Source organism: Shinella sp. HZN7 (genome assembly GCF_001652565.1).
Taxonomy (GTDB): domain Bacteria; phylum Pseudomonadota; class Alphaproteobacteria; order Rhizobiales; family Rhizobiaceae; genus Shinella; species Shinella granuli.
The window spans coordinates 2622723-2641404 of record NZ_CP015736.1 but is presented as its reverse complement, the minus strand read 5'-3'; the positions used below and the strand labels follow the sequence as shown (position 1 = coordinate 2641404).

The window sequence follows — 18682 nt, the reverse complement described above, 5'->3', positions numbered from 1 at the left end:
CTTTATGGCGGGGAGCGCGTGCTTCCCGCCCGGTCGCTGATTCAACTGTTCCCACGCGGGCGGTCGGGCTGTCCCGCCGCCCTTTGTTGGCGGCTTCTACTCGGCCGCAATTGCGACAGGCATATGACCTGCAAGGTATTTTTCGGTTTCGAGGGCCGCCATGCAGCCCATGCCGGCGGCCGTCACCGCCTGGCGATAGATGTCGTCGGTGACGTCGCCTGCGGCAAAAACGCCCGGCACGTCCGTCGCTGTCGAATCGGGCGCCGTCCACAGATAGCCGTTCGGCTTCTGGCGCAGCTTGCCCTTGAAGAGGTCGACCGCCGGTGCGTGGCCGATCGCCACGAACACGCCGTCCGTCACCATGTCGCGCGTCTCGCCGGCCTTGACGTTGCGCAGCTTGACGCCGTTGACGGAAGCGGGCATCGGCGGCTTGGGATCGGCCCCGAGATATTCGACGACCTCATGGTCCCAGACGATCTTGACGTTCTCCTTGGCGAACAGCCGCTCCTGCAGGATCTTTTCCGCACGGAACGAGTCGCGGCGGTGCACGACCGTCACGGTCCTGGCGAGGTTGGAGAGGTAGAGCGCCTCTTCCACGGCCGAGTTGCCGCCGCCGACCACGATCACGTCCTTGCCACGATAGAAGAAGCCGTCGCAGGTCGCGCAGGCCGAGACGCCGAAGCCCATGAACTTGTGCTCGGTGTCGATGCCGAGCCACTTGGCCTTGGCGCCCGTCGCGATGATCAGCGCGTCGGCGGTCCATTCGGTGCCGCTGTCGGTGGAGATGCGGAAGGGGCGCACGTCGAGGTCGACATTGGTCACGAGGTCGTTGACGATCTCGGCGCCGACATGGCTTGCCTGCTTGAGCATCTGCTCCATCATCCACGGACCCTGCACCGGATCGGCATAACCGGGATAGTTCTCCACATCCGTCGTGATCATCAACTGGCCGCCCTGTTCCATGCCGGCGATCAGCACCGGCTCCAGCATGGCGCGGGCGGTATAGATGGCGGCGGTGTAGCCGGCGGGGCCGGAGCCGATGATCAGCACCTTGACGTGACGGGCGGACATGGTCGTTTCCTTCCGGGGCTTCTGCCCCAATGGGCCAATTCCCGCGCGGCCGCGCGCAGGGGATCGGCCAGCGTGTCGTTGTTCAGCCATCATTTATGAAGGGAGCGCCGTGAGTTTCAAGTGCGCGCGGGGCTTTGCCAACAGACAAGCGATGGCGCGTGACATATTTGTGCCTCTTACGGTAACAATGTTGCGCTGATGCGGCGATTCGGGTCACTTCCGGTCGCGTCCCTGAAAGGTTTCAATAATTCCCATGTTTCGTGCCGAACTCGACGCCATCGACATCCGTATCCTGAAGGAGCTTCAGGCCGATGGCCGGATGACCAATGTGGAGCTTGCCGCCCGTGCCGGCATCTCCGCGCCGCCCTGTCTGCGCCGGGTGCGCAAGCTGGAGGAGGCGGGCATCATCGAGGGCTATACCGCGATGCTGAACGCCCCGGCGCTCGGCTATGATCTCGTCGCCTTCTGCATGGTCGGGCTCAAGCACCAGTCGGAGGCGAACCTCAAGGCCTTTGCGGCTGCCACCGGCGAATGGCCGATGGTGCGCCAGGCCTGGATGGTCTCGGGCGACAGCGATTTCCTCTTGCACTGTGTCGCCGAAAATCTCACGCGGTTCCAGGATTTCGTCATCGAGGAACTGACCGCCAATGCACAGGTCGATACCGTGCGCACCATGCTGACGATCCGTCAGGTCAAGAAGGTCGGGCTGGTCGAGCTTTAGAGCCGTATCCGCAAAGGTTTCTGCGTCCGGAATTGCGCCGGAACTCTAGCTGGCCCGCCAGCGCTTCAGGATCTCCTCCGCCAGCCCGGGCGTCGAATTGACCGGGCTGCCGCGGCCGTGCACGGGCGCCTCCGGAAACCGGCCGATGGCGGCCTCCCGCGACAGGGCCGAAATGAGGCTGTCGATCTTCGGATGGCCGCCGGAGGGATGGAAGAGCTGTACGGGCACGCCGAGTGCGGCCGCTTCGCCCACCATGTTGGTCGAATCGGCAGTGACGACGATCTCGTCCGCCCAGGACAGATAGGCAAGGAGCGGGTTTTCCCCCGTGCCGTCCCAGACATGCACTCCCTGGCGATTGCCGAGCCCGGCCAAGGCCTTGGCGAGCGAGGCGGGCGTGCGACGCGACGAGGTTATCATCAGCCCGCAGCCCTGCTCCCGCTTTGCTTCAAGGCCGCGCAGGAACCGGTCGCTATCGGCGTCGGTGAAACGATGGTGCCGGCCGTTGCCGCCGACGAGCACGGCGATCCGCGGCCGGGGCAGGGGGGCGAGGACCTCCGCAAAGGCGGCATGCGCCTCCGCCAGCCGCTCCGGCAGGAGCCGGTTGGGGGCGGTGGTGACGACAAGGACAGCCCTGCCGCGCGGCGCGTCGTGCTGCTGCACGATGAGGAGGTCCGCGCCGTGCCGCCGTGTCCGGGGATCCTTGAAGAACACGCAGAAGGTCGCGGGGGCGAGCGCCTTCAGCCGGCGCAGATAGGGCACCGCCCGCCGGCCCGTGGCAAGGCAGATGTCGGGGAAGGGCGGGGCGAGCGGCGAGCCGGCCTTCGCGGATGCGTCCTTCGGATCGATCGGCCCCCAGGGCATCAGCCAGGTGAAGGCGCGGCGCGGCGCCACCCGTCGCAGGACCGGCACCACGCCCATGGCTTCCGCAAGGCCGATCAGCGGCTGTTCGTCGCCGGCCTTGCCATCCGTCAGGACCCAGACGACGGGAGCGGCGCCCTTCGCCATCTCAGCGCCGCGGCTCCGCCATCAGCCGTTCATAGGCGGAAAACTCCTTCTCCAGCATCTGTCGGGTGGTGAAGTTTGCCAGCACATGCTCCCGGCCGTTCGCGCCCAGGGCCTTCAGGCGGCCCGGATCGGAAAGGGCTTCTTCCAGCGCGGCGGCGAGGGCCGCGGCGTCGCCGGGCGGCACGAGCCAGCCGGTCCTGCCGGGCAGGACCGTCTCCCGGCTGCCGCCGTGATCGGTGGCGATGACGGGCGTGCCCATCGCCTGCGCCTCGATCGCGGCGCGGCCGAAGGCCTCGGGATCCGTCGAGGCCGAAATCGCAAGGTCGGCGGCGGCGAGAACGGCGGGAATATCGCGCCGGCTGCCGGTGAAGGTGACGCGGCCGTCAAGGCCGAGGCGCGCAATGTCGCGCTGGAGTTCGGCGACCAGCGCGTCCGAGCCGCCGCCGACGAAGGCGAGGCGAAGATCGGGACGATCGAGCCGGGCGGCGGCCTCCAGCAGCACGGCATGGCCCTTCCACCGCGTGACGCGGCCGACCATCACCACCAGCGGGCCCATTTCCGTGGCGCCGAGTTCGCTGCGCAGGGCTGACCGTGTTTCGGCCGGGACGCGGGCGGGATCGAAGAGATCGGGTTCGACGCCGCGCGGGGCGACGACGACGCGCGCCTGCGGAAAGCCGTAGACGGCGACGATGTGGTCACGAATGAACCCGGAATTCGCGATGACCAGCGGCACGCGCAGCATGGCGCTGTTGTAGAAGCGTTTCAGGGCGTTGCCGTGGCTGTAGACGCCATGGAAGGTCGTGACGAAATGCACCGGCCGCCGCGCCAGGCGGCGGGCGAGAAGACCGACCCAGGCCGGCACGCGGCTGCGGGCATGGATGATGTCGATGCCCTCGGAATCGACCAGCCGAGCGACGGCCCGCGCAGCCGAGATGGCGGAAAACGGCGATTTCTTTCCGACCGGCAGCGTGACGTGCCTGGCGCCCGCGGCCTCCGCGGCGGCGACGAGCGGGCCGCCTGCGCTGGCGATCCAGTTCGGCAGGCCGAGCGCGCCGAGATGGCCGGCCATCTCCACGGCACTGCGCTCCACGCCGCCGTCGCCGAGCGCGGGAAGGAGCTGAAGGACGCGTGGTCCGGCGGTCGTCTTACCCTCCGGTGGGGGCATCAGGAAATCCTCGATCTTGTGCTGCCAGGTCTGCTGGCGGGCATGGCGGGCGGCATTCTCGCCGAGCCGGAGCCGGAAGTCACGGTCGCCGAGCAGCCTGTCCAGCGCCGCCGTCACCGAGGCCGGGTCGGCGCCGTCGCACAGAAGCCCCGTCTCGCCGTCGTGCACGGCATCCGCCGCGCCGCCCTCGCGGCCCGCAAGGCTTGGCACACCGTACCAGGCCGCCTCCAGATAGACGAGACCGAAGCCTTCGACGGAGTTGCCTTCGCGCCGTGCGGGCATGGCGAAGACGTCCGCGAATTCCAGAAGAGCTGCCTTTTCCGCATCCGGCACGCGGCCATGGAAGATGACGGCGCCGGCAATGCCGGCATCCCTGGCAAGGGCTTCGAGCCGGGCGCGGTCCGCGCCGTCGCCGGCGACGTGCAGGGTCAGGCCGGGATAGGCCGGATGCAGCGCCGCCACGGCCTCGATGAGCCGGTCCACGCCCTTGCGTGGCTCCAGCCGGCAGAGCGTGACGACCTGCAGCCCCTCGCCATGGCTTGCCCGCAGCGCCGCCAGTCGGTCGGGATCGGCCGCCGCCTGCGCGGGTACGGTGGGGGTGACGGTGCGCAGCCGGCCCGCCGCCACATAGGGCGCGGCAAGGCTGGCGGTGAAGCTGGAATTGGCGACGACATCCTTCGCCTTGGCCATGGCCGCCAGGATGCGCTGCGCCTTGCGCGGCGAGGGGGCTGTGGGAAACTCCATGCCGTGGGCGAGCACGGTGACGGGAACGGTGTCTATGCCAAGGTTTTCGACGCTCTTCCAGGTGTCGGCGATGATGCGGTCATAGGCGCCGGTGCGCACGAGGCGGGCAGCCTCGTGTGCCTTGCACCAGCGCCGCACCGGTTTCCAGGCAGAGAAACGCTCGATGCGGTAGGGGCGGCTTTTTTCGGCGGGGTCTGGCGTACCGTCCGCCAGCACGGTGACGGTGTGGCCGCCCTCCTGCAGGGCAAGCGCCATCGAGCCCATCATGTTCTCGATCCCGCCGACGACCGGCGGGAAGCATTGCGTGAGTATGAGGATGTTCATGGGATAGTGAGGCTCGAAAATGCGGCGTGGTCGCGGAACTCCTACCACCGGCAGGCGATATGGTCTATGGAGGCGCCGGCGCTCAATCGGCGCGGTCCAGAGGAGATGATGCGGATGCAGACGATCGTATGCATGAAATGGGGCACGCGCTATCCGGCGGATTACGTCAACCGTTTGTGGTCCATGATCAAGCGCAACACCGTCCGTCCGACGCGGCTCGTCTGCTTCACGGAAGATGCCGACGGCATCGATCCCGCGGTCTCCGTCTTCCCGCTGCCGCCGATTACCATTCCCGAGCGTGTCGCCTGGAAGCCGTGGCGCAAGATCTCGCTATGGCAGGCGCCGCTCGCTGATCTGGAAGGCGATGTGCTGTTCGTCGATCTCGACGTGGTCATCACCGGGCCGCTCGACGATTTCTTCGATTACGCGCCCGGCCGGTTCTGCATCGCCGAGAACTGGACGCAGCTCGGCCAGGGCATCGGTAACACCTCGGTCTATCGCTGGACGGTCGGCACCAACACGCATATCTACGACGACTTCGTCCGCGACCCGGACGCCAAGATCGACACGCACACGATCTCGCAGCGTTACGTTTCCGCCGCGGCCGACGACATGACCTACTGGCCGGCGGAATGGTGCGTCAGCTTCAAGCACACGCTCCTGCCGCGCTGGCCGCTGAACTTCTTCAAGGACGTGCCGCTGCCCGCGGGCACCCGCATCGTCGCCTTTACCGGCAAGCCCGACCCCGACGAGGCCGTGATCGGTCAATGGCCGGTGAAGGCCTGGTGGAAGAAGGCCTACAAGCACGTCCGGCCGACGCGCTGGATCGACGAGAACTGGCGCTGAGGCCGCGACGGCGCGCCTGCCTCTATTATCCGAGGGTGTCGAGATACCAGCGATAGGCGCGCGCAATGCCCTCGCGGAGCGTCGTGGCCGGTTTCCAGCCCATCGCCGCCAGCTTGGCATTCGACATCAGCTTGCGCGGCGTGCCGTCCGGCTTGGAGGGATCGGTCTCGATCCGCCCTTCGAAGCCGACCACCTCGGCGACGAGTGTCATGAGGTCGAGAATGGCGATGTCCTCGCCCGAGCCGACATTGACGTGCTCGTAGTCCTCGTAATGCTTGAGGAGGAAGACCAGCGCATCGGCGCAATCCTCGCTGAACAGGAATTCGCGGCGCGGCGAGCCGGTGCCCCAGATCGTCACATGGTCGAGGCCCGCCAGCTTCGCCTCATGCGCCTTGCGGATCAGCGCGGGCAGTACATGGCTGGTCGCAAGGTCGAAATTGTCGTTCGGGCCGTAGAGATTGGTCGGCATGGCCGAGATGAAGCGGGCGCCGTGCTGCTTCATATAGGCCTGGCAGAGCTTGATGCCGGCGATCTTGGCGATGGCGTACCATTCGTTGGTCGGCTCCAGCGCGCCGGTAAGGAGCGCGCTCTCGGTGATCGGCTGGTCCGCGAATTTCGGATAGATGCAGCTCGAACCGAGGAAGAGCAGCTTCTCGACGCCGGCCTCGTGCGCCGCCTTGATGACGTTCATCTCCATGGCGAGATTGCGCTGGAGGAACTCCACCGGTTCGCGGTCATTGGCGAGGATGCCGCCGACCTTCGCCGCCGCCATCACCACCGCCTGCGGCCGCTCCGCCGTAAAGAAGCGCTCGACATCCGCCTGGTGCTCCAGGTCCACCGCATCACGCGGTGCGGTCAGCACCGTACCGTTCTCCGCCGCCAGCCGTCTGGCGACGGCGCTGCCCACCATGCCGCGATGACCGGCGACGAAGACGCGTTTTCCTGCAAGATCGTACATTCAGAGACGGTCCTTTTCCGCAAAGTCCTTCCGCATCATTTCGCGGGCAAGCTCGTGCGGATCCTCATAGATGTGCTCGATGCGACCCGTGTTGAAGCAGCAACCGTGCAGGATGGGCGCTGTAGGTCTTAGCGCCTTAGCAGCCCGGCGATGCGATTCTTCAGGTGAAGCGCCTCGCGGAAGACGAAATCGCCGGCCGTCAGCAGCGGATGGCCCTGCCGCGCCGCGCGCTGGCTTTTCAGCACGGCCTTGCCGTCACCTTTCGGCCTGGTGCCATTCTTCTCCACCACATCGGCGATCAGTGCGACGAGATTGTGGTCCTCCAGCACGCGCCGGCGCGCCTCGCGGATGGCGGGCAGGCGCCTTTCATATTCGTTGTTGTCGATCGCTTCGCGCATGATGCGCCAGGCCTCGTCCGGCTTGCGGATGTCGATGGGGATGAAGCTGTCGGCCGGAAAATAGTCGGCGGCGTTCGGCGCGCCGAAATAGAAGGGCAGCGACAGGCCGAGGAAGGGGTCGGCCAGCTTCTCCGTGAAATGGTGCGGGGCGAGGTGGTTCTCGATGGCGAGATGGTACTTGTAGGGGTCGATCGATTCCGCCTTGTCGTCGACCGGCCGGTGGCCGCGGCCGAAGACGTCGAGATCAGGCATGCGGGCGGCCATGGCCTGCGTGAAATCATACCGCAGGCGATGCAGCGTGTGGCCCTGCCGCTTCGTCGAGCAGACCGTGCCCAGCACGTTCGTCTTTTCCGGAAAATGGCCGGCGATCTCGTCGGCGGTCATCAGGCGGCGGCTGCCTTCGCCATAGAACCAGCGCAGGCCCGCCTGGCTCCAGATGCGGCCGGGATGGCGCAGCGCAAAGGGTTCCTGGCTCGTCACCACATGACCGAACTGCCGCGTGAAGGCGCGGCCGTAGATCTTGATGCCCGATGGCTCGGTGGTGAAGAGGATGGTGTTTTCAGGGGCGCAGGCGAGTTCTTCCACCCGCATCGAGCGGCGCTCGCCGCCGGCCGACGGCAGGTTCTCGTAGACCACCAGCCAATCGTAGTCGCGCGCCTCGGGATCGAAGGTGAAGACGAGGCCGCGCGCTGCGGAGAAGCCGGCCGGCACCTGCCGGGCGAGGGGGCTTATGCCATGGGTCCGGCTGACCCGGTCCATGACCTTGACCACCGTCGCTGCGGTGCCGTTCTTCTTCGTGGAAAGCATGGGGCTCCCCGCGTCCGTCACCCCCAGGTGACGGCGAGGATCTCGTAGGCCTTGGAGCCGCCCGGCGCGTTCACTTCGATCGAATCGCCGACTTCCTTGCCGATCAGCGCGCGGGCGATCGGCGAGGAGATGGAGATGCGGCCCTGCTTCACATCGGCTTCCTGGTCGCCGACGATCTGGTAGACCTTCTCTTCCTCGGTGTCCTCGTCGACGAGCTTCACCTTGGCGCCGAACTTGACCTTGGAGCCGGACATCTTGGAAAGGTCGATCACCTCGGCGCGCGCGACGAAGTCTTCCAGCTCCGTGATGCGGCCTTCGTTGTGGCTCTGGGCTTCCTTGGCGGCGTGGTACTCGGCGTTTTCCGACAGGTCGCCATGGGCGCGTGCCTCGGCGATCGCTTCGATGATTCGCGGACGCTCTTCCTGCTGACGCCAGCGCAGTTCTTCCTGCAGCTTGACGAAACCGCCCTGAGTCATCGGTACCTTTTCAACCATTTTATCCCGTCCTTCAGCCCGCGCCGCCCAGGCTCCCGCCTGCGCGAACGCAAAAGAAAACGGTCTCCGGAGAGGAATCCCCGGAACCGTCGAAAGCATTTGAACGCCCCTTATAGCAGATTGCATCGTCCGAAAGCCAGTTTTTTCGCCGCAGGCTGCTCTGCGCCCACAAGGACGGGAACAATCGGCCCGCGTTCCGGTTAGTCCGATATCGCGGGAGGCGTGCATGGCCATTCAAGATTCGATTCATCTGGAAGGCAGGATCAACGCGCATCGGCGCCTGCTTGTGGAGCTGATCTCGGTGGTGGCGGCCATTCCCGCGGCGCGCGAGGCGCTTCTTGCCATGGCGCGCGACAACGAGACGGTTTTTGACCACGAGGAGGATCCAGGCATCGAGCCCGATGCCGCCTTCGCCGCCCAGCAGATCGCCGACGACGAGATACGGGCGATCCTGGAGGCTGCGATGGCCCGCCTCGAAACCAGGACGTGAGGACCAATCCATGAACATGTTGCAGAAGATTTCCGGCTATTTCAAACAGTTGGCCGGCGAAGTGTCGGGCGACCAGAAGCTGCACGACGAGGGCCGCAGGCAGGCGTCGGGCGACTACCAGGAAAAGGACGATCAGGTCGTGCCGGTTTCCCGCAGCACCGTGGCCGGCGCCGATGGCGTCGTCTCGGCCGAGACGGGTCGCAAGACGATCATCGAGGCCGACGCGGTGCCGCAGTTCGCCGTCTCGCAGGCCGGTCGCGACAATGACGGCGTGTCGAGCGCCAAGCCGCGCGTCATCACCGGCAGCGACGATGCCACGGTGCACCGCACGCCGCCGGGCACGGAGGCGCCGGCCAGCGACTGGTCGGCCGGCTTCGACGAGACCGCGCCGCGGCAGGACTTGCCGGACCCTGTCGCCGACTATTCCGATCCCGAGCAACTGAAGCTCTACCGCCTCGTGCCGCTTGCCGGTGCCTCGGACACGAACTGGGACCTTGCGCCGAATCAGGGCGAGGTGGTGGTGCGCGCCCGTTCCAGCGGCGATGCGCGTGTCGTGGCCGCGGCGGCCGAGCTCGATTATCTGGAGATCGACGCGTTGCCGGCCGACGGCAATTCCACCACCTCGTCGAGCGCCTTCCGCAACGAGAAGCTCTACACCGTCGTCGACGAGACCGATCCGTCCTATCCGGTCGAAGGTCCGCGCGAAGTCGTCGCCGGCACCGTGCGTGTCGACAATATCCGCCCAACCGAATTGTGAGGAGGCCGACGATGAGTCCCAGCCAATCCGCCCGCACGGCGGCAAAACAGCGTGACATCCAGGACGAGGTGGCCAAGGCCGACCGCAAGGGCGCACAGAAGGCACCGAAGGCCATGCAGGCCGGCGCGCGCACCTATCCCGTGCCGCCCTTTCCCAAGCAGCACCAGCCGAAACCCGGCCAGGAGGCCAAACTCGATCCGGCGCCGATGTACGACGCGCCGTTCTACAAGGGATCGGAAAAGCTGAAGGGCAAGGTGGCGCTGATCACCGGCGGGGATTCCGGCATCGGCCGGGCGGTCGCCGTGCTCTTCGCGCGTGAAGGGGCGGACATCGCGATCTGCCATCTCGCCGAAGGGGTGGATGCGAAGGAGACGATCGCCGCCGTCGAGGCGGAGGGCCGGCGCTGCATCGCGCTTTCCGGCGACGTCAAGGACAAGGCCTTTTGCGCGCAGGCGGTGAAATGCACCGTGAAGGACCTCGGCCGGCTCGATGTCCTCGTCAACAACGCCGCCTTCCAGGTGCACACGGAGGATATCCTCGACCTCTCGGAAAAACATTTCGACGAGACGCTGAAGACCAATCTCTACGGCTATTTCTTCATGGCCCAGGCGGCGGTGCCGCATCTGGAGCCGGGCTCGGCGATCATCAATACCGGCTCCGTCACCGGCCTTGAAGGTTCCAAGGCGCTGCTCGACTATTCGATGACCAAGGGCGGCATCCACGCCTTCACCCGCTCGCTGGCAAGCCAGTTGGTCGATCGCGGCATCCGCGTCAACGCCGTCGCGCCGGGGCCGGTCTGGACGCCGCTCAACCCGTCCGACAAGCAGGCCGAGGACGTCGCGAAGTTCGGCGCGAACACGCCGATGAAACGCCCCGCCCAGCCGGAGGAACTGGCGCCCGCCTATGTCTTCCTCGCGTCCCCGCAATGCTCCAGCTACATCACGGGGGAGGTGCTGCCGATCATCGGTGGTTATTGAGCATGAAAAAGCCTCCGCCTTCTCCTGCATCATGTCGGGCTAGGCCCGCGGGTGCCGCGTGGCAACTGTGTTCATGCGAAGTGAGTTTTGTCACGCTGCATTGCATTTAGGATTGTGAGGAGCTTCCTTGCGACGGCGATGATGCCGGCCTTTGCCGATCCTGTTCTGGCCGAGACGGCTTGATGGAAGGCACGCAGGCGCGCGGAGGCCTTGATGGCGCCGAGGGCCGCCATATAGAGGGCCTTTCGCACGCGTGGCCGGCCGCCCTTGATACGGCGTCGGCCAGATCTCTTGCCGGAATCGTCATTGAAGGGAGCAAGGCCCGCAAGGCTTGCCGCCGCCTTGGGCGAGAGGGCGCCGAGTTCGGGCATATGGGCCAGCAGGGTCAAGGCCGTCACCTTGCCGACGCCGGGGGCGGAGGTGAGGCGATGGGCGTGTTCGGTGAGGGCCTGGCTCTTCATGTGGTCGTCGATCTCGGCCTGGATCGAGGCGATCTTCTCGCCGAGGATGGCGATCATGGTCTCGATGTCGGCGCGGATGGCGGGATCGAAGGCATCGCAAAGGTGCCTGCGCTCGGTTGCGCGGGCATCGACGAGCTGATCCCGGCGGCGGGCAAGGGCCGCCAGCCGCTCGCGGACCGGGCAAGGCGGCGCCTCGGCCGTCAGGCCGAACATGCTGCCCATCTCGCAAAGCGAGCGGGCATCGATGCGATCGGTCTTGGCCAGCCGTCCCCGCGCTTCGGCAAAGCGCCGGGCCGTCTTCGGGTTGACGCGGGCAAAGGCGATGCCGGCCTGCGAAAGACACAGGCGCAACAGCCGGTCGCAATGGCCTGTCGCCTCGAAGACGACCAGGTCGGTGGCCGGGTCGAGACGGTGCGCGAAGGTCGACAGCGCCGCTTCGTCATTGGGGATGCGGCAGAACCTGGCCGTTCGCGGATCGAAGATGTCGATCATGTCCTTGCCGATGTCGCAGCCGATGAAGGTATGGTGTATCGTCATGGCGCCTGCTCCTGTGTGCGGGGTCTGTGGCGACAGCCCCGTGCAACTGTTCAGGTTGATGGGCGAAGCGGGAAGGGACCAAGCCACGTCGCGGCCTGCCGTCACAAACGGCGGCCTGGATCCTCTCGGCCTCCTTCCCGCAACCATCTTACATCAGTGCAAACACACAGGATCCTCGGGTCAAGCCCGAGGATGACGTCGGTGGGTGGGGGGAAGGTTCCCATCAATCGGGCCGGACGGTGATGCCTCCGGTTCCGTTTGACAACGGTCTCGCCCCCTTAACGTCATCCTCGGGCTTGACCCGAGGATCCACGCGGCACCCGCAGTCGTAAATGCCCGGTGGCCGAGCATGGCGGGAGGAGGCGAAGGGCCTCAGAAATAGGCCTGCAGCGGCCGCACTTCCAACTGGCCCTGCTTGAGCGCCTTGATCGCCTGGGCGGCGGCTTCGGCGCCGGCCATGGTGGTGTAGTAGGGCACCTTCTGCATCAGCGCGGCGCGGCGCAGCGACTTCGAATCCGAGATCGCCTTGTTGCTGTCCGTCGTGTTGATGACGAGGCTGACCTGGCGGTTGCGGATGGCGTCCTCGACATGCGGGCGGCCTTCCTGCACCTTGTTGACCTTGGTCGCCTCGATGCCCTTTTCGGCGAGGAAGCGGGCGGTGCCCGAGGTTGCCATGACCTTGAAGCCGATCTCTGTCAGGAGTCGCACGGCGGTCAGGACGCGCTCCTTGTCCTCGTCGCGCACCGAGACGAAGACCGTGCCTTCGCGCGGCAGGTCGACGCCGGCGCCGAGCTGGGACTTGGCGAAGGCGAGCGCGAAATCGGTATCGAGGCCGATGACCTCGCCGGTCGAGCGCATTTCGGGCCCAAGCAGCGTGTCGACGCCCGGGAAGCGGGCGAAGGGGAACACGGCTTCCTTGACGGCGATGTGCTTCAGGTTGCGCGGGTCCGGCTTCTTGCCATAGGCGGCAATCGCGGCATCGAGCGTTTCACCGGCCATGACGCGGGCGGCGATCTTGGCGATCGGCGCGCCGATGGTTTTCGCCACGAAGGGCACCGTGCGCGAGGCGCGCGGGTTCACTTCGAGCACATAGATCGTGCCGTCCTTGATGGCGTACTGGACGTTCATCAGGCCGCCGACATTCAGCGCCTTGGCCAGCGCCTTCGTCTGGCGTTCCAGTTCGTCGACGATCTCGTTGGAGAGCGTGTGGACCGGCAGCGAGCAGGCCGAGTCGCCCGAATGGATGCCGGCCTCCTCGATATGCTCCATGATGCCGGAGACGAAGACGTCCTTGCCGTCGCACAGCGCATCGACGTCGACCTCGACCGCGTTCGACAGGTAGCTGTCGAAGAGCAGCGGGTTCTTGCCGAGCAGGGTGTTGATCTGGCCGGTCTTGTCGTTCGGGTAGCGCTGCTTGATGTCTTCCGGCACCAGTTCCGGCACCGTGTCGAGCAGGTAGGTCTGGAGCTGGCCTTCCGAATGGATGATCTGCATGGCGCGCCCGCCAAGCACGTAGGACGGGCGCACGACCAGCGGGAAGCCGATCTCGCCGGCGACGAGGCGTGCCTGTTCGACCGAATAGGCAATGCCGTTGTTCGGCTGGGTAAGGTCGAGCTTCTGGAGGAGCTTCTGGAAGCGGTCGCGGTCTTCGGCAAGGTCGATCATGTCGGGCGCGGTGCCGAGGATCGGGATGCCGTTCTTCTCCAGCGCTTCGGCGAGCTTCAGCGGCGTCTGGCCGCCGAACTGCACGATGACGCCGACGACTTCGCCGTTGGTCTGCTCGGCCTTGAGGATCTCGATGACGTCCTCGGCCGTCAGCGGCTCGAAATAGAGGCGGTCGGAAGTGTCGTAGTCGGTCGAGACGGTCTCCGGGTTGCAGTTGACCATGATCGCCTCATAGCCGGCATCCTTCAGCGCGAAGGCGGCGTGGCAGCAGCAATAGTCGAACTCGATGCCCTGGCCGATGCGGTTCGGCCCGCCGCCGAGGATGACGACCTTCCTGCGATCCGAAATGCCGGCTTCCGAGCGCGTGGCGCCGGCGAACGGCGTCTCGTAGGTCGAATACATATAAGCGGTCGGCGAGGCGAATTCGGCGGCGCAGGTGTCGATGCGCTTGAAGACCGGGCGCACGTCGAGGCCGTTGCGCAGTTCCGCGACTTCCTTCGGGCGCTTGCCGGAGAGAGTCGCAAGGCGGGCGTCGGAGAAGCCCATGGCCTTCAGCATGCGCAGGTTCTCGGCATCCTGCGGCAGGCCGTGCTCGCGGATGCGGGCCTCCATGTCGACGATGGCCTTGAACTGTTCGAGGAACCACGGGTCGATCTTCGAGCCCTCGTGTACCTCTTCCAGCGTGAGGCCGAGGCGAAGCGCCTGGGCGACCATGCGCAGGCGGTCCGGCGTCGGCGTGGAGATGGCGGCGCGGATGGCGTTCTTGTCGTTACCGTCGCCAAGGCCCGGGATTTCGATCTCGTCGAGACCGGTGAGGCCGGTTTCAAGGCCGCGCAGCGCCTTCTGCAGCGATTCGGCGAAGGTGCGGCCGATGGCCATGACCTCGCCGACCGACTTCATGGCGGTCGTCAGCGTCGGCTCGGCGCCGGGGAATTTCTCGAAGGCGAAGCGCGGGATCTTCGTCACGACGTAATCGATCGAGGGTTCGAACGAGGCCGGGGTCGCGCCGCCGGTGATGTCGTTTTCGAGTTCGTCCAGCGTGTAGCCGATGGCAAGCTTCGCGGCGATCTTGGCGATGGGAAAGCCGGTCGCCTTGGAAGCGAGCGCCGAGGAGCGCGAGACGCGCGGGTTCATCTCGATGACGACGAGGCGGCCATTGGCAGGGTTGACGGCGAACTGCACGTTCGAGCCGCCGGTCTCCACCCCGATCTCGCGCAGCACCGCGATCGAGGCGTTGCGCATGATCTGGTATTCCTTGTCCGTGAGCGTCAGGGCCGGGGCGACGGTGATGCTGTCGCCCGTATGCACGCCCATCGGGTCGATGTTCTCGATCGAGCAGATGATGATGCAGTTGTCCGCCTTGTCGCGGACGACCTCCATCTCGTATTCCTTCCAGCCGAGCACCGATTCCTCGATCAGCACTTCCGTCGTCGGCGAGGCGTCGAGGCCGGAATTGACGATCTCGAAGAATTCCGAGCGGTTGTAGGCGATGCCGCCGCCGGTCCCGCCCAGCGTGAAGGACGGGCGGATGATCGCGGGCAGGCCGATCACGTCGAGCGCCTGCGCGCCGACTGCCATGGCGTGGCTCATATAGCGCTGCTTGCGGTCGGTCTCGCCGAGGTTCCACTGGTTTTCCAGCTCGTCCAGCGCCTTGTCGAGCGCATCGCCGGACAGTTCGGCCTTGAGCTTGGCGCGCTGGGCCTCGTGGATCTTGCGGTCCTGTTCCTTGATCTCGGTGGCATTGGCGAGCATCGACTTCGGCGTTTCGAGGCCGATCTTCGCCATGGCCTCGCGGAAGAGCGCGCGGTCCTCGGCCTTGTCGATGGCTTCCGGCTTGGCGCCGATCATCTCGACATTGTAGCGGTCGAGCACGCCCATGCGCTTCAGGGAGAGGGCGGTGTTGAGTGCCGTCTGGCCGCCCATGGTGGGCAGCAGGGCGTCCGGGCGCTCCTTGGCGATGATCTTGGCGACGACCTCGGGGGTGATCGGCTCGACATAGGTCGCGTCGGCAAGGCCCGGATCGGTCATGATCGTCGCGGGGTTGGAGTTGACGAGGATGACGCGGTAGCCTTCCTCCTTCAGCGCCTTGCAGGCCTGGGTGCCGGAATAGTCGAATTCGCAGGCCTGCCCGATGACGATCGGCCCCGCGCCGATGATGAGGATGGATTTCAAATCTTGGCGCTTGGGCATCTCTCTATCCGATCTATCCGCGTGCGCGAAAAACCGGCCATGGTGATGGGTTCACCGGCCGGGCGCGCAAAAAAGGTCTTTCAAGGCTAGAAGCGGCTTATAGGCAAATGCGGGGGCGAGCGGAACCCCGAAAATGGACCAATCGACAGGAAATATGTTGGCCCACAACGTGGGCTGCCTCAGGGCCGTGCGCCGTCGATATAGGCCTGGATCGAGCGGCCCACCTCCGCGACGATGCGCTCGCGCGGCAGCGCCACGACCGGCGGCAGCCTGAGCACGTAGCGGGTGAAGGCAAGGCCGAGGATCTGCGTCGCCACGAGGCCGGCGACGGCGGGCGCATCCGGCCCGGCAAGCCGCGCGATGGCGGGGGCGACCTGGGTCGCGAAAATCTCGCGCAGCCGCGCGGCGGCAAGCTCGTTCGAGGCGGCCGAGCGCAGGGCGATCGGCAGGCCGACGGTGCCGCCGTCGCCTTCCCAGACCGTGAGGAAGTGCTGCACCAGCGCCTCGCCCACCGCGTGGCGGGGAAGGGTGGTGAGGTCGGGCAGCCGCAGATCGAGATCCGCCGCGCGGGCAAACAGCGCGTCCTTGCCGCCGAAGTAGCGGATCACCATGGCCGGATCGATCGCGGCGGCGGCGGCGATGTCGCGCACCGTCGTGCCGTCATAACCCCTTTGCGCAAAGAGCAGCCGCGCGGCTTCGAGAATGGCCTCGCGGGTACGGTCGGACTTGGTTTTCTTCGCGGGGGAATCGGTCATGGCGTAAAAATGCCAACACGTGTTGACAAATTCAAGTGGCCGGCATAAAAGTCAACGAATGTTGATTTTTGGAGTGCGAACCATGCTGCCGCAGGAAACCGATGTGCTGATTGTCGGGGCAGGGCCGACCGGCCTTGCGCTGGCCGTCACCCTGCAACAGGCGGGCGTGCGGCCCGTCATCATCGACCGCCTTGCGGCCGGCCAGAACACCTCGCGCGCCGCGGTCATTCATGCCCACACGCTGGAGGTTCTGGAACGGCTCGGCGTCACGGACGACCTTGAGCGCCTTGGGCTGCCGCTCACCCGCTTCGCCCTGCGCGATCACGACAAGGCGCTGCTGGAACTCGACTTCTCCACATTGCCGTCGCGCTATGCCCAGATCCTGATGATCCCGCAGGACGAGACCGAGGCGATCCTTGCCGACCGGCTGGCGAGCCTCGGCGGCTCCGTCGCGCGCGGCGTCACGGCGACGCGGATCGAGCGCGATGCGGCGGGGGCGGTGGTCCATGTCGAGACGCCGGAGGGGCCGCAGGCCATCCGCGCCCGCCATGTTGTCGGCGGCGACGGCATGCACAGCGTCGTGCGCGAGGCCGCGGGCATCGCCTTCGACGGCGAGAGCCATGCCGGTTCCTTCGTGCTTGCCGATGTCCATATGGACTGGGCCCTGAGCACGGAGGTGACGCTGTTCTTCTCGCCGGAAGGCATGGGCGTCGTCGCGCCGCTGCCGGCAAATCGCTACCGCATCGTGGCACCCGTCGAGGATGCGCCCGAAGCGCCGGATGCAGCCTTCGTGCAGGCGCTGCTCGATGCCCGCGGCCCGCGCAAGTCCCCGGGTCGCGTGCGCGAGGTCCTCTGGAGTTCGCGCTTCCGCGTGCATCACCGCGTCGCCGCGCGTTATCGGTCGGGCCCGTTCTTCGTCATGGGCGATGCCGCCCATGTGCACAGCCCGGCCGGCGGGCAGGGCATGAATACGGGGCTTGTCGATGCCGTCGTGCTGGGACAGTTGCTGGCGGACGTCATCGCCGGCAGGGCGCCGGACACGACGCTCGACCTCTATGAGGAGAAACGCCGCCCCGCCGCGGTCGAGGTCCTGGACCTCGCCGGCCGCCTGACGCGGATCGCGACCATGCGCAGCCTTGTCGGCCGTATCCTGCGCAACCTCGTCCTTCGCCTTCTCGGCGCATCGCCGGTCTTTCGCCGCAAGCTGGCGCTCAACCTTTCCGGCCTCGCCCGCAAGGGGCTCGGGATGGTTCCCCGACGCTGAACTGCGTGCATGCCCCTCATCCCCCTGCCGGGACCTTCTCCCCGCAAGCGGGGAGAAGGGGGAAACGGCGAGTCCATCGCTCTTCTCCCCGCTTGCGGGGAGAGGATGCCGGCAGGCAGGTGAGGGGCCGTGCCCTGCCGCGCCTGCCCATTCACTCTGTCGCCAGAAGCCCCGGCAGCTCCTTCAGGATGCTGTCCCGCGCGCGCAGGCTCGTGCGCGGTTCCTGCCTCTTCTCGTCCTGGATGAGCCGGGCGAAGACGACGGTGCGGTCGTCGCGGCGGGCCCAGCCGACATACCAGCCCCACGGCCGGGCATAGTCGAAATTGCCGTCGGTCTTGCGGGGATAGGCCATGCCGGTCTTGCCCTGCGCGCCCCAGCCGTCGGCAAGGTCGCGCCGTTCGAGGATTTCCATCGCCCGGTCCATCGCGTCGGCGGAGACCGGCAGTTCGTGGTTCACCAGTTTCTTCAGGAAGGCCACCTGCTCGCGCGGCGAGATCTTCAGCGAGGAGGCGATCCAGGCGCGCTCCAGCCCGTTGTCCTTGCCCGAATCGCCCGCCATGTCGGCATTGCCGTAGCCGAAGGCATCGGCATAGTCGCGTAGCTGCTCGTAGCCGAGAAACGCGGTGATGCGCTGCGAATACCAGACGATGGAAAACTCCATCCAGCGCTTCGGCGTCGCCGGCTGGCGCCAGGCATCGCCGCCCCAGTCCGGATCGCCCTTCATGAAGGGCAGGACCGGTTCGCCCGCGTCTTCCAGGAAGCCGGAATCGTAGCCCATCACGGCGAGCGGCACCTTGAAGGTGGAGGCCGGCGTCACGCGGCTTTCGCAGTCTCCCTTTTCCAGGATGACCTCATCACTCGCCGCATCGGCGACGATCGTACAAATAATGCGGGCCTCGGCCGGCGCGCTGAAGCCTGCGGCCAGCAGGATGCCGGCCGCGAAAAGACGCATGTCCATCACGTTTTCCTCGAAATTTGAATGGCTTGTGCATTCTGGATAGCAGTGCTTTGATGCGCTGGCAAAAGATCAATACTGGTCTCAGCCATTAGGAA

The 18682-nt window shown here is 66.3% G+C and carries 16 protein-coding genes; 6 read left to right on the top strand and 10 right to left on the bottom strand.

Annotation, left to right across the window (positions count from 1 at the left end):
* Nucleotides 1-96 precede the first annotated feature (96 nt).
* A complete protein-coding gene (trxB, locus tag shn_RS12680; protein WP_064330726.1) occupies nucleotides 97-1071 on the bottom strand; it encodes a thioredoxin-disulfide reductase in 975 nt (324 codons plus the stop codon).
* 253 nt (nucleotides 1072-1324) lie between these two features.
* Here trxB and shn_RS12675 point away from each other — a divergent pair, with 253 nt between their 5' ends.
* On the top strand, nucleotides 1325-1792 hold the full coding sequence (locus tag shn_RS12675) for an Lrp/AsnC family transcriptional regulator (protein WP_023516337.1): 468 nt from the start codon (nucleotides 1325-1327) through the stop codon (nucleotides 1790-1792).
* Between the two features lie 45 nt (nucleotides 1793-1837).
* Here shn_RS12675 and shn_RS12670 read toward each other — a convergent pair whose 3' ends face one another.
* Complete coding sequence (locus tag shn_RS12670) at nucleotides 1838-2797, bottom strand: mitochondrial fission ELM1 family protein (protein WP_064330725.1); 960 nt, start codon at nucleotides 2795-2797, stop codon at nucleotides 1838-1840.
* Between the two features lies 1 nt (nucleotide 2798).
* Complete coding sequence (locus shn_RS35000) at nucleotides 2799-5030, bottom strand: glycosyltransferase (RefSeq protein WP_084437967.1); 2232 nt, start codon at nucleotides 5028-5030, stop codon at nucleotides 2799-2801.
* Nucleotides 5031-5144: 114 nt separating this feature from the next.
* On the opposite strand from shn_RS35000, the gene shn_RS12660 reads away from it, so the two are divergent.
* The gene (locus shn_RS12660) at nucleotides 5145-5876 is read left to right on the top strand and encodes a hypothetical protein (RefSeq protein ID WP_064332581.1); all 732 of its coding nucleotides are present in this window, start codon (nucleotides 5145-5147) and stop codon (nucleotides 5874-5876) included.
* 25 nt (nucleotides 5877-5901) lie between these two features.
* On the opposite strand, the gene shn_RS12655 is transcribed toward shn_RS12660, so the two are convergent.
* From shn_RS12655 to greA, 3 genes are all read right to left on the bottom strand, one after another.
* On the bottom strand, nucleotides 5902-6834 hold the full coding sequence (locus tag shn_RS12655) for a GDP-L-fucose synthase (protein WP_064330724.1): 933 nt from the start codon (nucleotides 6832-6834) through the stop codon (nucleotides 5902-5904).
* A 128-nt stretch (nucleotides 6835-6962) separates the two neighbouring features.
* A complete protein-coding gene (locus shn_RS12650; RefSeq protein ID WP_245337287.1) occupies nucleotides 6963-8039 on the bottom strand; it encodes a glycosyltransferase family 10 domain-containing protein in 1077 nt (358 codons plus the stop codon).
* 17 nt (nucleotides 8040-8056) lie between these two features.
* The gene (gene greA / locus shn_RS12645; RefSeq protein ID WP_064330723.1) at nucleotides 8057-8533 is read right to left on the bottom strand and encodes a transcription elongation factor GreA; all 477 of its coding nucleotides are present in this window, start codon (nucleotides 8531-8533) and stop codon (nucleotides 8057-8059) included.
* A 226-nt stretch (nucleotides 8534-8759) separates the two neighbouring features.
* On the opposite strand from greA, the gene shn_RS12640 reads away from it, so the two are divergent.
* The 3 genes from shn_RS12640 to shn_RS12630 all read left to right on the top strand — a co-directional run bounded on the left by shn_RS12640 (nucleotide 8760) and on the right by shn_RS12630 (nucleotide 10757).
* On the top strand, nucleotides 8760-9023 hold the full coding sequence (locus shn_RS12640; RefSeq protein ID WP_064330722.1) for a hypothetical protein: 264 nt from the start codon (nucleotides 8760-8762) through the stop codon (nucleotides 9021-9023).
* A gap of 400 nt (nucleotides 9024-9423) precedes the next feature.
* Nucleotides 9424-9780 (top strand): hypothetical protein, encoded by a 357-nt coding sequence (locus shn_RS12635; protein WP_064332579.1) that lies wholly within the window; start codon nucleotides 9424-9426, stop codon nucleotides 9778-9780.
* A gap of 11 nt (nucleotides 9781-9791) precedes the next feature.
* A complete protein-coding gene (locus shn_RS12630; protein ID WP_064330721.1) occupies nucleotides 9792-10757 on the top strand; it encodes an SDR family oxidoreductase in 966 nt (321 codons plus the stop codon).
* Nucleotides 10758-10828: 71 nt separating this feature from the next.
* Here the strand turns inward: shn_RS12630 and shn_RS12625 are convergent, their stop codons facing one another.
* From shn_RS12625 to shn_RS12615, 3 genes are all read right to left on the bottom strand, one after another.
* On the bottom strand, nucleotides 10829-11755 hold the full coding sequence (locus tag shn_RS12625; protein WP_064329635.1) for an IS110 family transposase: 927 nt from the start codon (nucleotides 11753-11755) through the stop codon (nucleotides 10829-10831).
* 372 nt (nucleotides 11756-12127) lie between these two features.
* The gene (carB, locus tag shn_RS12620; RefSeq protein WP_064330720.1) at nucleotides 12128-15610 is read right to left on the bottom strand and encodes a carbamoyl-phosphate synthase large subunit; all 3483 of its coding nucleotides are present in this window, start codon (nucleotides 15608-15610) and stop codon (nucleotides 12128-12130) included.
* A gap of 179 nt (nucleotides 15611-15789) precedes the next feature.
* On the bottom strand, nucleotides 15790-16365 hold the full coding sequence (locus shn_RS12615) for a TetR/AcrR family transcriptional regulator (RefSeq protein WP_064330719.1): 576 nt from the start codon (nucleotides 16363-16365) through the stop codon (nucleotides 15790-15792).
* Between the two features lie 82 nt (nucleotides 16366-16447).
* On the opposite strand from shn_RS12615, the gene shn_RS12610 reads away from it, so the two are divergent.
* A complete protein-coding gene (locus tag shn_RS12610; RefSeq protein WP_064330718.1) occupies nucleotides 16448-17629 on the top strand; it encodes an FAD-dependent monooxygenase in 1182 nt (393 codons plus the stop codon).
* A gap of 151 nt (nucleotides 17630-17780) precedes the next feature.
* On the opposite strand, the gene blaOXA is transcribed toward shn_RS12610, so the two are convergent.
* Nucleotides 17781-18587: a class D beta-lactamase gene (gene blaOXA, locus shn_RS12605; protein WP_064330717.1), complete on the bottom strand. Its 807-nt coding sequence runs from the start codon at nucleotides 18585-18587 to the stop codon at nucleotides 17781-17783.
* Nucleotides 18588-18682 lie beyond the last annotated feature (95 nt).